This window comes from Gallicola sp. Sow4_E12 (assembly GCF_052116305.1).
Classification (GTDB): Bacteria; Bacillota; Clostridia; order Tissierellales; family Peptoniphilaceae; genus JBQKLI01.
This window is the reverse complement of record NZ_JBQKLI010000017.1, coordinates 1-15,071: the sequence shown is the minus strand read 5'-3', so window position 1 is coordinate 15,071 and position 15,071 is coordinate 1. Positions and strand designations below refer to the sequence as shown.

Annotated in this window: 15 protein-coding genes; 14 read left to right on the top strand and 1 reads right to left on the bottom strand. The window is 39.0% G+C overall.

What is annotated here, in order from left to right; genetic code table 11:
- The 14 genes from aroA to proC all read left to right on the top strand — a co-directional run bounded on the left by aroA (position 1) and on the right by proC (position 14,183).
- Positions 1-1,257, top strand: a complete 1,257-nt coding sequence (aroA, locus tag ACTQ46_RS09000; protein WP_441749153.1) for a 3-phosphoshikimate 1-carboxyvinyltransferase — start codon at positions 1-3, stop codon at positions 1,255-1,257.
- Complete coding sequence (gene aroC / locus ACTQ46_RS08995; protein WP_441749151.1) at positions 1,238-2,338, top strand: chorismate synthase; 1,101 nt, start codon at positions 1,238-1,240, stop codon at positions 2,336-2,338. The genes aroA and aroC overlap by 20 nt, the downstream gene beginning before the upstream one ends.
- Complete coding sequence (locus tag ACTQ46_RS08990) at positions 2,319-3,455, top strand: bifunctional chorismate mutase/prephenate dehydratase (RefSeq protein WP_441749149.1); 1,137 nt, start codon at positions 2,319-2,321, stop codon at positions 3,453-3,455. The genes aroC and ACTQ46_RS08990 overlap by 20 nt, the downstream gene beginning before the upstream one ends.
- A 9-nt stretch (positions 3,456-3,464) precedes the next feature.
- Positions 3,465-4,700, top strand: coding sequence for a shikimate kinase (locus ACTQ46_RS08985; RefSeq protein WP_441749147.1), 1,236 nt, complete (start codon positions 3,465-3,467; stop codon positions 4,698-4,700).
- Positions 4,681-5,121, top strand: coding sequence for a type II 3-dehydroquinate dehydratase (aroQ, locus tag ACTQ46_RS08980; RefSeq protein ID WP_441749145.1), 441 nt, complete (start codon positions 4,681-4,683; stop codon positions 5,119-5,121). The genes ACTQ46_RS08985 and aroQ overlap by 20 nt, the downstream gene beginning before the upstream one ends.
- A 9-nt stretch (positions 5,122-5,130) precedes the next feature.
- Entirely contained in the window at positions 5,131-6,351 is a 1,221-nt protein-coding gene (locus ACTQ46_RS08975) for an aminopeptidase (RefSeq protein ID WP_441749144.1), read from the top strand.
- Positions 6,352-6,919: 568 nt separating this feature from the next.
- On the top strand, positions 6,920-7,795 hold the full coding sequence (locus ACTQ46_RS08970; protein WP_441749142.1) for a substrate-binding domain-containing protein: 876 nt from the start codon (positions 6,920-6,922) through the stop codon (positions 7,793-7,795).
- Positions 7,796-7,820: 25 nt separating this feature from the next.
- Complete coding sequence (gene pstC, locus ACTQ46_RS08965; RefSeq protein WP_441749140.1) at positions 7,821-8,708, top strand: phosphate ABC transporter permease subunit PstC; 888 nt, start codon at positions 7,821-7,823, stop codon at positions 8,706-8,708.
- A complete protein-coding gene (gene pstA, locus ACTQ46_RS08960; protein WP_441749138.1) occupies positions 8,709-9,545 on the top strand; it encodes a phosphate ABC transporter permease PstA in 837 nt (278 codons plus the stop codon).
- Positions 9,538-10,287 carry a phosphate ABC transporter ATP-binding protein PstB gene (pstB, locus tag ACTQ46_RS08955; protein WP_441749136.1) on the top strand — a complete coding sequence of 250 codons (750 nt, stop codon included), beginning with the start codon at positions 9,538-9,540 and terminating at the stop codon, positions 10,285-10,287. Before pstA ends, pstB begins: the two co-directional genes overlap by 8 nt.
- A gap of 9 nt (positions 10,288-10,296) precedes the next feature.
- Entirely contained in the window at positions 10,297-10,935 is a 639-nt protein-coding gene (gene phoU / locus ACTQ46_RS08950) for a phosphate signaling complex protein PhoU (RefSeq protein ID WP_441749134.1), read from the top strand.
- Between the two features lie 21 nt (positions 10,936-10,956).
- A complete protein-coding gene (locus ACTQ46_RS08945) occupies positions 10,957-11,640 on the top strand; it encodes a response regulator transcription factor (protein WP_441749132.1) in 684 nt (227 codons plus the stop codon).
- Between the two features lie 9 nt (positions 11,641-11,649).
- Complete coding sequence (locus ACTQ46_RS08940; RefSeq protein ID WP_441749130.1) at positions 11,650-12,873, top strand: sensor histidine kinase; 1,224 nt, start codon at positions 11,650-11,652, stop codon at positions 12,871-12,873.
- A gap of 497 nt (positions 12,874-13,370) precedes the next feature.
- Positions 13,371-14,183 (top strand): pyrroline-5-carboxylate reductase, encoded by an 813-nt coding sequence (gene proC / locus ACTQ46_RS08935; protein WP_441749129.1) that lies wholly within the window; start codon positions 13,371-13,373, stop codon positions 14,181-14,183.
- Positions 14,184-14,486: 303 nt separating this feature from the next.
- Here proC and ACTQ46_RS08930 read toward each other — a convergent pair whose 3' ends face one another.
- On the bottom strand, positions 14,487-14,861 hold the full coding sequence (locus ACTQ46_RS08930; RefSeq protein WP_441749205.1) for a pirin-like C-terminal cupin domain-containing protein: 375 nt from the start codon (positions 14,859-14,861) through the stop codon (positions 14,487-14,489).
- Between the last annotated feature and the right edge of the window lie 210 nt (positions 14,862-15,071).

The following is a 15,071-nucleotide window of genomic DNA, read 5'->3' as shown; positions in this document are numbered from 1 at the left end:
ATGAAAGTACAGATAACAGCGGACCGTCTGGAGGGGGAACTAGAAATTTTATCTTCTAAATCCGACGGACATCGAATTTTGATCTGCGCAAGCTTGGCAGATAAAAATTCGATTATAAATATTAATAATACTTCAGAGGATATCGAAGCGACAATCGGTTGTTTAAGAGCTCTCGGAGCTGGTATTGAAAGAAAAGAAAATCAGCTGATCGTAACGCCTATCCGAGAAGTGCCGGAAGATGTTTTTATCAACCCGAAAGAAAGCGGATCGACACTTCGTTTTCTTCTCCCTGTAACGGCAGCTTTAACAAAGAAAGCATCCTTTACAGGAGAAGGGAGACTGCCGGAAAGACCCTTAAAAGATCTTCAAAATGCCATGGAAGAAAACGGAACTTCTTTTTCCACAGAGAATCTTCCCTTTGAAACGAAGGGGCGTTTAAAAGGCAAGACTTTCACAATGCCAGGAAATGTTTCTTCTCAATATATATCAGGAATTCTTTTTGCCGCTCCTTTAATGGGAGAAGAAGTAGAAATCCATTTAACAAGTCCTTTAGAATCATCAGCTTATGTGGATATGACAATGGAGACGATGAAGCGTTTCGGTATCGATGTAGAATATTTTGAAAGTGTGTTTCGGGTAAAGAAAGGTTCCTATAAAAGCCCTGGAGAGATCGATGTAGAAGGAGACTTTTCAAATGCAGCCTTTTATCTTGCGGCAGGAGCTTTGGAAGGAACGGTTGTGCTAAAGGGATTAAAAAAAGATACTCTCCAGTCCGATGCGAAAATTCTTGATATTTTAGAAGCAGCAGGAGCTGATATTGTTCGGGGAGAAAAAGTCGCCGTACAAAAAGGAAAACTTCAGGCAATAAAAGTCGATTTGAAAGAGATTCCAGATCTTCTGCCAATCCTTGCGGTAATCGCTTCTGTAAGCGAAGGAGAATCGGTTTTTTATAATGGAGAGAGACTTCGTTATAAAGAAACAGACCGTTTAGAGACTACGGCCAGAATGATCCGAGATCTAGGCGGAAAAGCAGAAGAAACGAAAGACGGTCTGATCATACAGGGAGGGAGTCTTTCTGGAGGGGAAACCTCAAGCTTTGGCGATCACCGGATTGCAATGGCGGCAAGTATTGCAGCGATTAAATGCGAGAAAGAGGTTATAATCGACCGTGCAGAAGCGGTTAACAAATCCTATCCTGCATTTTATGAAGATTATAAATCATTAGGAGGCCAGGCTCATGTCATCGACAATCGGTAAAAATATAAAAATTTCAATCTTCGGAGAATCCCACGGAAAAGGAATTGGTGTTGTGATAGACGGTCTTCCAGCAGGAGAATCTGTAGATATAGAAGAACTGAAAGACTTTATGAAAAGAAGAGCTCCTGGTACAAGCGATTTGGCTACGAAACGAAAAGAAGGAGATATTCCGGAAATTCTATCCGGCCTTTATCAGGACAGAACAACAGGAAGCCCTTTGGCAGCGATGATTCGCAACAGCGACCAAAGATCGAAAGACTATTCAAACTTAAAAGACATTCCCCGGCCTTCCCATGCAGACTATACTTCTTATTTGAAGTATGGGGGTCATGCGGATATGAGAGGGGGAGGACATTTTTCTGGGAGGCTGACGGCGCCTCTTTGTATCGCTGGAGGAATTGCGAAACAGATTTTGGCAGCAAAAGGAATCTATATCGGCGCTCACTTGTCTTCTATTGAAAAAATCGAAGATAAAAGATGGGACCCTGTTGAGATCACAAAGGAAGAACTTTTATCTCCTGGAAAAAAAGAAATTCCTGTAATAGACGAGGAAGCTGGCAATAAAATAAGAGAAAAAATCCTTGAGATGATAAAGGATTTGGACTCTGTAGGCGGAGTGATCGAATGTGCTGCCATTGGAGTACCGGGAGGTCTTGGCAATCCTATTTTTGACGGTTTGGAAAATAGAATTGCACAAATGATCTTTGGCATTCCGGGAGTGCGGGGGATCGAGTTCGGAACAGGATTTGAAGGGACTAGAATGCAGGGATCTAAGCACAACGATTCTTTACAGATCCAAGGGGAAGAAGTAAAAACCCTTACAAATCATGCGGGAGGAATCAACGGAGGTATCTCAAACGGCATGCCGATTCTTTTCCGAGTGGGAATGAAACCTACAGCCTCTATCAGCATGGAGCAGGATTCTTTCAGCATATCCGAAATGAAAAACAAAAAACTTGTAATCAAAGGCCGTCACGATCCATGTATTGCGATTCGCGCAATTCCTGTAGTAGAGGCGGCGTTGGCGATAATACTATTAGATGAAATGGCAGGTGAAGAAAGTGGATTTAAAAGAGATTAGAGATAAGATTAACGAAGTAGACGATCAGCTTTTAGAATGCTTTATAAAGAGGATGGAACTTTCTTATGAAGTAGCAAAGGCGAAACATAAAGAAGGACTTATTATAAAGAATAAAAGCAGAGAAAGAGAAATACTCGATCGTGTGACAAAAAATGCAGGAGAATTTGCGCCCTATGCAAGGCTCTTATACTCCACATTGTTTGACTTAAGCAAATCTTATCAATCGGAATTTTTGTTAAAGTCCCAAGAATTGGAAGATCAAATCAAAGAAGCGGTAAAAAACACCCCTGAGCTTTTGCCGAAAAAGGGAATGATTGCTGTTCAAGGAACGGAAGGATCTTATTCTCAACAGGCATCGGATAAACTTTTTCCCATGGGACATTTAATGTATTTCGATACTTTTGAATCTGTTTTCGATGCAGTAGAACAAGGACTATGCGACTATGGAGTTTTGCCTATAGAAAATAGTTCAAACGGCTCTGTGAAAGAAGTGTATGAGTTAATGGAAAAGAAAAACTTTTCCATTATTTCAAGCTTCCGTTTATTTATCCATCATGGTTTATTGGGGAAAAAGGGTATTAAGAAAGAAGATATAAAAGAAATCATCTCCCATCGACAAGCTTTGGAACAATGCAGCGGCTATCTGAAAAAAATTAGTGACGTTGAAATAACTTCCGTAAGAAATACGGCGATGGCGGCAAAAACAGTTTCCGAATCGGATAGAAAAGAGTTGGCAGCGATATCTTCTCTTCATTGTGTAGAATTATACGGTTTAGAAGTAATAGAAGATGGAATACAAAACAGCGACAACAACTATACCCGTTTCATCTGTATTTCAAAAAAACTTGAGATTTATCCAGGAGCGAATAAAATCTCTATAATGCTTACAGCTTCCCATGAGCCCGGGGGACTTTATAAAATTATTGCACGTTTTGCATCCCTTGGCCTTAATTTAACGAAGATTGAAAGCCGTTCGATAGTAGGCAGAGACTTTGAATTTATGTTCCATTTTGATTTTGAAGGTTCTGTATTGATGCCGGAAGTGATGGGGCTGCTTTCATCTTTAAAGAAGGAAAATCCAGACTTTGTATTTTTAGGAAACTATTCAGAAACTTAAGGAGTTTTTATGATTTACGGTTTATTAGGAAAAACGCTTAAACACAGTTTTTCGCCAGAAATTCACAGCTGTTTCGGTTCATATAAATATGAACTGTTCGAGAGAGAAGAACAGGAAATCGAAGAACTGATCCAAAGAAAAGATATAGCAGGTTTTAATATTACCATTCCTTATAAAAAAGCCATCATGCAGTACTGCGACGACATCGAAGAAAATGCTTTAAAAATCGGTGCTGTAAATACGGTTATAAAAAGAGAAGGAAAAGTTCTGGGCTATAATACGGATTTTTACGGTTTTCAGTATCAGCTGAAAAGAGCTTCTATCGAAGTGGAAAATAAAAAGGTTATTATACTGGGAGACGGTGCCACTTCTCAAACGGTAGAAGCGGTACTGAGCTTTCTAAAGGCAAAGGAAGTGCTGAAATTTTCTAGATCGGGAAACAGAACATTTCAAGAACTGTACAGCCATTATGATGCGGAGATTATTATCAACTGCACTCCGGTAGGAATGTATCCTCATAATTTGGAGAGGATTATCGATTTAAAAGACTTTTCCCTCTTAGAAGGGGTGTGCGATGTGGTATACAACCCTCATCGTACAGCCCTTCTTCTTCAAGCTCGAGAGCTTGGAATAAAACACAGCGACGGTCTGCCTATGCTTGTGGTTCAGGCAAAGGCTGCGGCTGAACTTTTTATGGATAAAAAAATAAGCGAAGTGATTACTGAAAAGGTAATACAGAAGCTTCGCCGAAAAACAGAAAATATCATACTCATCGGAATGCCTGGTTCAGGAAAATCTACCTTGGGAAAAGCTCTGGCAGAAAAATTATCGAGAAAGCATATTGATACAGATTCTGAAATCGAAAAGAAAGCGGGAAAATCAATACCTGCTATTTTCGACTCCGAAGGAGAAGAAGCCTTCAGAAAATTAGAGCGGGAAGTGATACTGGAATTCGGAAAGATGACGGGAATCGTCTTATCTACAGGAGGAGGTTCTGTATTAGACGAAAGAAATTATTTACCTTTGAAGCAGAATGGAAGAATTTATTTTTTAAATCGAAAACTTGAGGATCTTCCGATACAAGGCAGACCCTTATCAAAGGGTGGACTTTCTTCTTTAAAGAAAATGCAGGAGATAAGGCTGCCTAAATATCAGAGGTTTTCCGATGTGGAAATACAAAACGGTAAAATAGATGAATCTGTCGAGAAGATACTGGAGGATTTTAATGAAAATATTGATCATTAACGGACCCAATATTAATATGCTGGGGATTCGGGAACCGGAGATATACGGGAAAGAAACCTATGATGATTTGATCGACTATATCAGAGAGAGGACAGAAGGAGATTCTGAAACTTTGGAGTTTTATCAAAGCAACCACGAAGGCGATCTTGTAGATCGGATTCAGCAATCCCACGGACGGATGGATGGAATCGTGATTAATGCTGCAGCTTATACTCATACCTCGGTAGCTATTCTAGATGCTTTGAAAGCAGTTCAAATTCCTGCCGTCGAAGTCCATATCAGCGATATCGAAACAAGGGAAGAGTTTCGAAAGATCTCTTATATCGGAGAGTATTGCGAGAAGATAATCAAAGGCCGGGGTTTTCAGGGATATGTAGATGGGATAGAATATTTAAGAGATAAATATTTCAAGAACAGATAAGGAGTTTCTATGAAAGAAAGAATAGAACGTTATGCAGAGTTGATCGTTGAAAAAGGAGCAAATATTCAAAAAGGACAACCTGTTATGATCAGCGCACCGATTGAAAGGGCGGATTTTGCCCGTATCCTAGCGGAAAAAGCTTACAAAAGAGGAGCTTCTGAAGTGATCATGAACTGGGCAGACGATGAGCTGACTCTTTTAAAATATGAAAACGCACCGATGGAAGTTTTCGAAGAATATCCAAAATGGGCCGTCGACAAGTCGAAATATTATTTCGAAAAGGACGGTGCTGTTATTTCGATTCATGCAGAAGATCCAGAGCTGTTGAAAGATGTAGATCCAAAAAAAATAGCAGCCTGGAACAAAGCAGCAGGTCTTGCAACAAAAGAAAATCGGAAATATACCATGAACGACTTAAATTCATGGTGTGTTGTTTCAGCTCCGACAAAAGCCTGGGCGAAGAAGGTGTTTCCTGAGCTTTCAGAGGCACAAGCAGTAGAAGAATTATGGACTAGTATATTAGACAGTGCTCGAGTCGGCGAAGATCCTATCAAAAACTGGAATGAACATGTAGCTGATATGGACTCCCATGCAGATTTTTTAAACGAGAAACAGTTTCGCTATCTTCATTATAAAAACAGCAAAGGTACAGATTTAAAAGTGGAGCTTCCTAAAAACCATATTTGGCTGTCTGCTGGCAGCAAAAACGCCAAAGGTGTGGAATTTATAGCGAATATTCCTACAGAGGAAGTCTTCACAATGCCGAAAAAAGATGGAGCAGAAGGGGTGCTTTATTCTACAAAACCTCTTAATTATGGCGGAAATCTTATTGACGGCATGCGTTTTGTTTTTGAGAACGGAAAAGTGGTTGAATACAGTGCAGAGATCGGAGAACAGTATTTAAAGGATATGTTTGGGGTAGACGAGAACGGAAAGCATCTGGGAGAAGTTGCCTTGGTACCTTTCGACAGTCCCATTTCCAACAGCAATATTCTTTACTATAATACGCTCTTTGACGAAAATGCATCTTGCCATTTTGCCTTTGGAAAAGCCTACCCTACCTGTATAGAAGGCGGAACAAAAATGAATGAGGATGAATTAAAAGAAGCCGGTGTCAACGACGCCTTGATCCATGAAGATTTTATGGTAGGTTCTGAAGATCTTTCCATAAAAGGAGAGACATGGGACGGAGAACTCTTTACAGTGTTTGAAAAAGGAAACTGGGCGTAAGGAATAGGCGGGATCGCTGCACGACCCAGGCGACGTGTCCAAGGACAGCCAGGCATTGGGCGGGATTGCTTCGCAACCCAGGAAAAGAAGGGGAAAGAAAGGAAAATAGGTTTTAGGGAATAGGGAAAGATAATTTTTCGCTATCGCTTAAAATTTGCTTGAGAAAAAATAGAATAGAAGTTTGTTAGAGTGAAGAGAAGGAAAGCGGCATTTTGCTGCTTTCTTTTTTGTTTGGAAAAGAAAATGTTAAGAATTATAAGTTCCTATCGACGTACATAAGCTGCATTTCATCAAAGGTAGAAAATAATTGTTCCTATTATTTTCGTCCACAACTTCACTCTTTCTTTTGAATCTCTCCACTCTATCTTTTTTGTTGGTTTTTTGAAGGAGTGATTTTTAAAATTTAAGCAAAGGTTTTCTTTTGAAATTATTATAGAAAAAGCGAAAATTAGAGGAATTATTAAATCATTTTACTTAAATTTAACATTCAACTCCGACCATATTTACATAGTCCCTTTACAATCATTATGAAAGTTTAAAAACAAAACAAAACTACTAGGAGGAACGAATGAAGAAAATCATTAAGGTATTATTAGCAACATTTGCAGTAGCTGTTGTATTAGTTGGATGCGGCGGCGGTGGAGGCGACACAGGAGCAGATACTGGTGCAGGAGAGAGCTTAACTGGTCCTATTACAGTTGTATCGAGAGAAGCAGGTTCAGGTACAAGGGGAGCTTTCGTTGAATTGACTGGTGTTGAAGAAGATGATAACGACAATACTACAGCAGACGCTGCGATCCAAAATAGTACAAATGCAGTGATGACTACTGTATCTGGCGATCCTGCGGCTATCGGATATATTTCTCTAGGAAGTTTAAACGATACAGTAAAAGCAGTTAAAATCAATGGAGTAGAAGCGTCAGCAGCAACGGTTTCAGATAAAACTTATCCGATTGCAAGACCTTTCAATATCGTAACTGGCGAAAACGTTGAGCCGGTTGCAGAAGACTTCATTAAATTTATCTTAAGCGACGAAGGACAAGCTATTGTAGAGGCAGAAGGTTATATCAAAGTAGACAGTACTGGTGCATATCAGGCTGCGGACGTAAGCGGAGACGTTACAGTAGGAGGATCTTCATCTGTTACTCCTGTTATGGAAAAACTAGCAGAAGGATATAAAGCAGTAAATCAAAATGCAAATATTCAAGTAAGCCAATCTGATTCTACTACAGGTGTTCAAAATGCAATCGACGGAGTTGTTCAAATCGGTATGGCTTCACGTGAACTAAAAGAAGAAGAAGCATCACAATTAACAGGTACTCCAATCGCAATGGACGGAATCGCAGTAATCGTTCATAAAGATAATGCTGCTGAAGATATTACTTTAGAAAATCTTAAAGGCATCTATACTGGTTCGATTTTAAACTGGGAAGACATTAAGTAATTAGAAAATATAAGGGAGCAAGGGTATGAGTATTCACACTGACAGTAGTAAGCGAGCTTTTTACGCGAAGGAGAAAGCCTTCCGCATACTGACTACAGTGGCTGCTACATTTTCCATCATCGCAGTTATTGTAATCTGTCTATTTATTTTTGGGAATTCAATCCCTGCTATAAGCCAGATCGGACTTGGTAATTTTGTGTTCGGTATGGAATGGAAGCCTACAGCAGGCAACCCTTCCTTTGGTATTTTCCCGATGATCGTAGGTAGCGTCTATGTAACCATAGGCGCTATTATTATCGGTGTACCTATTGGAATTTTGACTGCTGTATATATGGCTCAGTATAGCAAGGGGAAATTGTATAAACTAGTTTCAACCGGGGTTAATCTGATGGCGGGAATACCTTCCATCATTTATGGTTTTTTTGGTCTGGTTTTAATTGTACCGATGATTACAAGACTTACAAACCGTTCCGGTCTTACAATGCTTGCAGCCATTATAATTCTTGGAATTATGATTCTGCCGACTATTATCACTTTAACGGAGACAGCATTGAGAGCGGTACCGAAGGCGTATTTTAACGGTGCGGTTGCGCTGGGGGCTACAAAAGAACGAGCAATTTTTACAGTACAGATTCCGGCAGCAAAACAAGGGATCTTTTCAGCGATTATTCTAGGAATCGGCCGAGCAATCGGAGAAACGATGGCGGTTATTCTGGTAGCAGGAGGACAGGCGAGAATTCCTACCAGCTTATTTAGAGGCGTGCGTACAATGACCATGAACATTGTGTTGGAAATGGGTTATGCAGCGGGACTCCATAGAGAAGCCTTGGTTGCTACAGGAGCAATCCTCTTTATATTTATTCTGCTAATTAATCTAGCATTTGTATTAAGTAAAAGAAAGAAGGTGAAATAGATGAGAAAAGCAAGCAAGCTGTTAAAAGCTTTAGTGCATATAGCAGCACTTTTAACGATTCTATCTTTGTTTTTTATCATTCTATTTATTTTGGTTAAAGGGGTATCCTTCTTAAATCCTTCTATGTTCGAATGGACCTATAATTCTACCAATATTTCGATGATGCCTGCTATAATCAATACATTTATTATGGTAGCTTTATCTTTAGTCGTTGCAGTTCCCCTAGGAGTATTAACGGCAGTTTATATGATAGAATACGCAAACAAAGATAATATACTGGTACAAATTGTACAAGTTACTTCCGATACGCTGGCAGGAATTCCTTCTATCGTATACGGTTTGTTCGGCATGTTGTTTTTTGTTATTTTCTTAGAATGGAATTACAGTATTTTGGCAGGGTCTATGACCTTGGCGATTATGGTTCTACCTTTGATTATGAGATCTACTGAAGATGCGCTCTTAGCTGTGCCGAAATCTTATAGAGAAGGCAGTTTCGGTCTTGGAGCAGGAAAAGTCCGTACGATTTTCCAAGTTGTTCTTCCATCGGCGATGCCCGGAATTTTAGCAGGGGTTATTCTTGCTACGGGGCGAATCGTAGGAGAGACGGCAGCCCTCTTATATACATCTGGAACAGTAGCAGAAGTTCCGTCAAATATTGTTGGATCTGCTGCCAGCGGAAGAACCTTAGCCCTTCATATGTATGTATTATCCAATGAAGGACTTCATGTAGAAGCAGCATACGCAACAGGCGTGATTCTTCTTATTATCGTATTAATATTGAATTTTATATCGACACAATTTGCTCAAAAACTAGGAGGAGTACAATCGAATGGCTAAATTAGAAGTGAAAAATTATAATTCTTGGTATGGAGATTTTCACGCCATTAAAGAAGTAAATATGGAGATCCAAGAAAATAAAGTAACTGCATTCATTGGGCCTTCAGGCTGCGGAAAATCAACTTTGTTAAAGGCGATGAACCGTATGAACGACTTGGTAGATTCTTTTCGCCACGAAGGAAGTATTATGCTTGACGGTAAAGACATCTGGAATGATATCGATGTATATGATTTGAGAACGAGAGTCGGTATGGTATTTCAGCAGCCGAACCCTTTCCCGAAATCGATCTACGATAATATCGCTTACGGTCCCCGTACCCATGGTATAAAGGATAAAAAAGTATTAGACGAAATTGTAGAACGTTCTTTAAAGCAGGCAGCTATTTGGAACGAAGTAAAAGATAATTTAAATAAATCGGCCTTGTCTATCTCTGGAGGACAGCAGCAGAGAATCTGTATCGCAAGGGCGATGGCGGTTCAGCCGGAAGTGATATTGTTAGACGAGCCAACCTCTGCATTAGATCCGATTTCCACAGCGAAAATAGAAGAGCTTCTTTACGATATGAAAAAGAACTTTACCATTGTAATAGTAACTCATAATATGCAGCAGGCAACACGTGTATCAGATCAGACAGGATTCTTCTTATTAGGAGATTTAATAGAATTTGGAGATACGGAGCAGATCTTTGCAAATCCTAAGAACAGTAAAACAGAAGAATATATAACCGGACGTTTTAGCTAGGAGGAAAAAATGAGAAGAAGATATGATAGAGAGTTGGAAAAATTAAACGATGATCTATCGGATATGGGTTCCTTAATATCTGATAGAATTACAATGGCAATTTACTCTATGATAAACGGCGATAAGGATACTTCCCTTGTTATACGTCAAAGTGATGATGAAGTAGACGACTACGAAAGTAAAATTGAAAGCAGAGCTTTGAAGCTGATTTTGAAAGAACAGCCTGTTGCAAGCGACTTAAGACTGATATCTGCCGCACTTAAAATGATCACGGATATGGAAAGAATCGGAGATCATGCAGTTGATATCGCTGAAATTTCTTTGGAAATGACAGAACATAGAAGCCAGAAATCTTTCGAAAGAATGATCAAGATGGCGGAGCTTTCTATCGATATGGTAAAACACAGTATACGAAGCTATATTTCGGGAGATCTTTCTTTAGTAGACGGCATTTCAGAACATCATCAAAAGGTTAAAGAATATTTCGTTGAGATCAGAGATTTGGTTATAGAAGATTTAAAAAACAATGAAAAACCTGAATACGCCATAAATCTCCTTTTAGTTGCAAAATATTTGGAAAGAATCGGAAGTCATGCTAAAAATATCTCAGAATGGGTAACATATTCTATAGAAGGCGAATTAATATAAGATTAAGAAAGAAGGAAAAACATGGCTGCTATTTATATAGTGGAAGATGAAGAAAATATCAGAAATTTAATCTCTTATGCTTTAAACAACAGCGGCTATGAAGCCCTTGGTTTTGGAGACGGGGCATCTTTGTTTACACAGATAGATCAAGAGAAGCCGTCGTTGATAATCCTCGATATTATGCTGGATGGAGAAGACGGATATGAAATTTTGAAACAGATCCGCTCCACAAAAAACATCGAGGATATTCCCATTATTATGCTGACAGCAAAAGATCAAGAGTATGATAAAGTTAAGGCTTTGGATATGGGAGCCGACGACTATATCACAAAACCTTTTGGGGTAATGGAGATGATTTCGAGAGTCAAAGCAGTACTTAGAAGAATTCCAAGCCGAGAAGAAAATGTGGAAGAAGCCAATGTAGAGTTTAAAGATATTATTCTCGACTTGAACAAGCGGACAGTAGAGATTGATGGCGAGTTTGTCGATATGACCTTTAAAGAGTTTGAACTGTTGTACTATCTCATTAAAAATCGAAATATTGTTTTAACGAGAGATCAAATTACCAATGAGATCTGGGGATATGATTACGAAGGGGAATCGAGAACTGTGGATGTCCATATACGAAGTCTGCGCCAAAAATTGACCGATGACCGAAAATATATAAAAACGGTACGCAATGTCGGGTATATGATCGAAGATTAGGAATATAAAATGAGAAGATTACTGACTAGATATTTAATCGTCATTATCGTGGTGGTCACGATGCTGACGATTTTCTTGCAATCTGTAGCATTGCAGGATGATTTGATTTTTAGAAGACAACAGGTAATAGATGAGATTGCCCAAAACTACAAGGACAAGGAGATCGAAAATATCCCGACTACTTTTCAAAAAGCAAGGGTATCTGAAAATCCTTCCCTAAGCGGAAAGGTATCTGCCCAAACAAGGGACGTTAACGGGGAAGAATGGGTGTTTTTTGAAGAACCTCCGAACTATCTTGATCTTTTTATGGGTGTGCTTCCGTCGGCAGTAGGTATTATTGTTCTGGAAATATTAACCGTACAGCTGATCGGGTTTTTGATTACAAAGAAAATTTTAAAAGAATTTAATCCTGAAGAACATCTAGTAACGAAAATCTTTCAAAACGATATCGTGACCACAAAAATAGACGAGTTAAATCCGTTTATAGAAGAAATCCAGCTGGAAAAGCAGAAGATGGACTATTCCTATGATAAGATTCAGCAAAGCGAAAAGATGCGTACCGAATTTACAGCAAATATTACCCATGAACTAAAGACTCCTTTAACGTCTATATCCGGTTATGGAGAAATGATCCAGCACGATATCGCAAAAGGCGAAGACGTTAAAAAATTTGCTGGAATTATTCAGGCAGAAGCCAAGAAGCTTTTAGAGCTGATTGATAATATTATTAATTTATCGAAATACGACGGATCTACAAAACTAAATATCTTTTTTGAGGAATTTAATATAGGCGAACTAGGCCGGGAAATTGCAGAGGATTATCAGAATATTATCGGACATAAACGGCTGAAACTTGTTACTATGATAGAAGATATCGGTTTTTACGGCGATAAGGAAAAAATCGACGAACTCATTACCAATCTTCTTTCCAATGCAACAAAATACAATGTGGAAGAAGGAAGCATCAGTCTGAAAATTTACAGAGAGCTTAATAATGTGAAAATCATAGTAGAAGATACGGGTCTTGGCATGACGGAAGAGGAGCAGAGACGTATTTTCGAACGCTTTTATGTAGCAGACAAATCAAGAGGCAAAAAGTCGGGAACAGGGCTTGGGCTTTCCCTAGTAAAGCATGTGGCGATTATTCATGGCGGTAAAGTTTCTGTACAGAGCCAGCTGGATAAAGGCAGTGTTTTTGTTGTTACACTTCCCATAGAACTTCCAGAAGAATAAAAAGGATCTACTCTTTTAAAGAGCAGGTCCTTTTTGTTTTGCGATAAAGTGTAAATGTGAAAAAAAGGAAAGGGAAAAAGAGTAGTGAAAAAAAGAGTGGAAGAGTGAAAGAGCGGGAGAGTGGCCGATCATTTCTAGCCAGGAACGAAAAATACCGTTCCTGGGAAATGAGTGGCATGAGACCTGCAATCAAATCAAAATACCTGATTTGAGCTAGGGCTTCAGAGTTGTGGAGGAAAAATGAAAAGTGCATTTATTTTTCTGCATAAGATAAAAGCAGGTTTTTGGAGGAGAAAACGAGAAGCGGGATTTTTCTACAACAATTTCTCTTTTCTAATTATCAAAACTAGAGGCAGGCGTTTGTTTTTTAGTTTATTAAACAAAGTAGTATAGACTTAAGAAGGAGACGATACTTTATGGGCTATAAGACAAAAGTATTTGAATCAGAAACAGATCGGCTAAGATTTGATATAATAAAAAGAAAAACGAGGTGTTTTATGTATAAACTAGGATTTATCGGATCTGGAAATATGGGCCGGGCTATGGCTCTAGGCGCCATAAAAAACAAATATGCTTCTGCAGATGAAATCATCTTTTACGATGTCAATGAAGACAATACTTCTAAAATGGTTCAGGAAGGGATCTCTCTTGCAGAGTCCAATGAAGAAGTTGCGGAGAAAAGCGCTATTGTAATTTTAGCCGTAAAGCCCAATCTTTACGACGAAATATTAGACGATATTCAGCCATCCTTAACAGAAGAGACACTGCTTCTTTCTATAACTCCTTCTTTTTCCATAAAAAGCTTAAGAGAAAGACTCAGTCATAAAGCAAAAATCATAAGAGCTATGCCGAACACTCCAGCCCTTGTAGGAGAAGGAATGATGGGAGTATGTTTCGAATCAGATTTTGAAGAAGAAGAAAAAGAAAGAGCTTTTCATTTTTTAAGAAGTTTCAGCAGTGTAATAGAAGTTAAGGAAGAGATGATGGTAGGGGTTGGTTCTGTCAGCGGATCTGCTCCTGCGTTTATCTATATGCTGATAGAAGCGATGGCGGATGCAGCTGTTTCTTACGGTATTCCCCGCAAAGATGCTTATATCTTTGCAGCGCAAACGGTAAAAGGCGCCGCAGAAATGGTCTTGGAAACAGGAATTCACCCAGGGGAATTAAAAGATCAGGTTACTTCTCCCGGCGGAACAACGATAGCAGGCTGCCTGGAGCTGGAAAAACGAGGTTTCCGTTCCGCAATTGTAGAAGGAATGAAAGCAACAGGAAAAAGATTCAAAGAAATGGAAGAAGAAGCAGAGCAGTAGGAAAGCTCTATAGGAATACGGACAATAGAGAAGAAAGAGCTTAGAAACAGTGTGAATGTGTTGAGAGGGGAGTGGTTGTCAAAATAATAAAAGCGTTTATTTTCTGCATTTAATAAGAAACAGATAATTGTTTTCTGCAGGCAGTTGGTATAACTGAATTATTGTTCAAATTAAAAATGAATCGACTTTATTAAATCAGTAAAGCTGAGACATAATATATTTATATACTTGAATTTAAGCGGATAAATGCGAAGTTCTATTTTTTATTAAAAAAAGAAAGCGGTGTTTGTCCGCTTTCCTACTTCAACTCCGCTCTACCACTCTTTTTTTCGAAAGCTCTCCTTCAGGTTGTTCTTTTATGAAGGTTCCGTCTTTTAATTCTTGGAAGGCAAGGTTTAATTCTTCGTTTGTATTCATTACGATAGGGCCTCCCCAAGCGATAGGTTCTCTTAGAGCAGGTGCTTGGAAGTAGATGACTCTAGTATCTCCGTTAGAGGCTTTGATTTTTATACTGTCTCCGTCTCTTCTAAACAAAACTGCTGTTTTTTCTTTAATAAGTTCGTCGTTGATTTCTGCTTCTCCAAGGATTGTGAAGACAAATGCGCTTTCATCTGAAGAAGAAGGAATCTCGATTTCTTTTCCGTCTTTCAAGTCGATATCAAAGATGGTTGCTTGAATATGATGAGGTTTTGCCCCTTGGGCATCTTCGAATTTTCCAGAGATTACCTTTACTGTATAATCCTCTGTTTTTACTTCAGGAACATCTTCTCCCTTTGGACTTATGTCAATAAAGTAGACACGTAAAGTGAGAGATTTTTTTATGCAGCATGAGCTTCGCTTGGTGTTAGATAATCAATGCTGCTATGAATCCTTTTACGGTTGTACCAA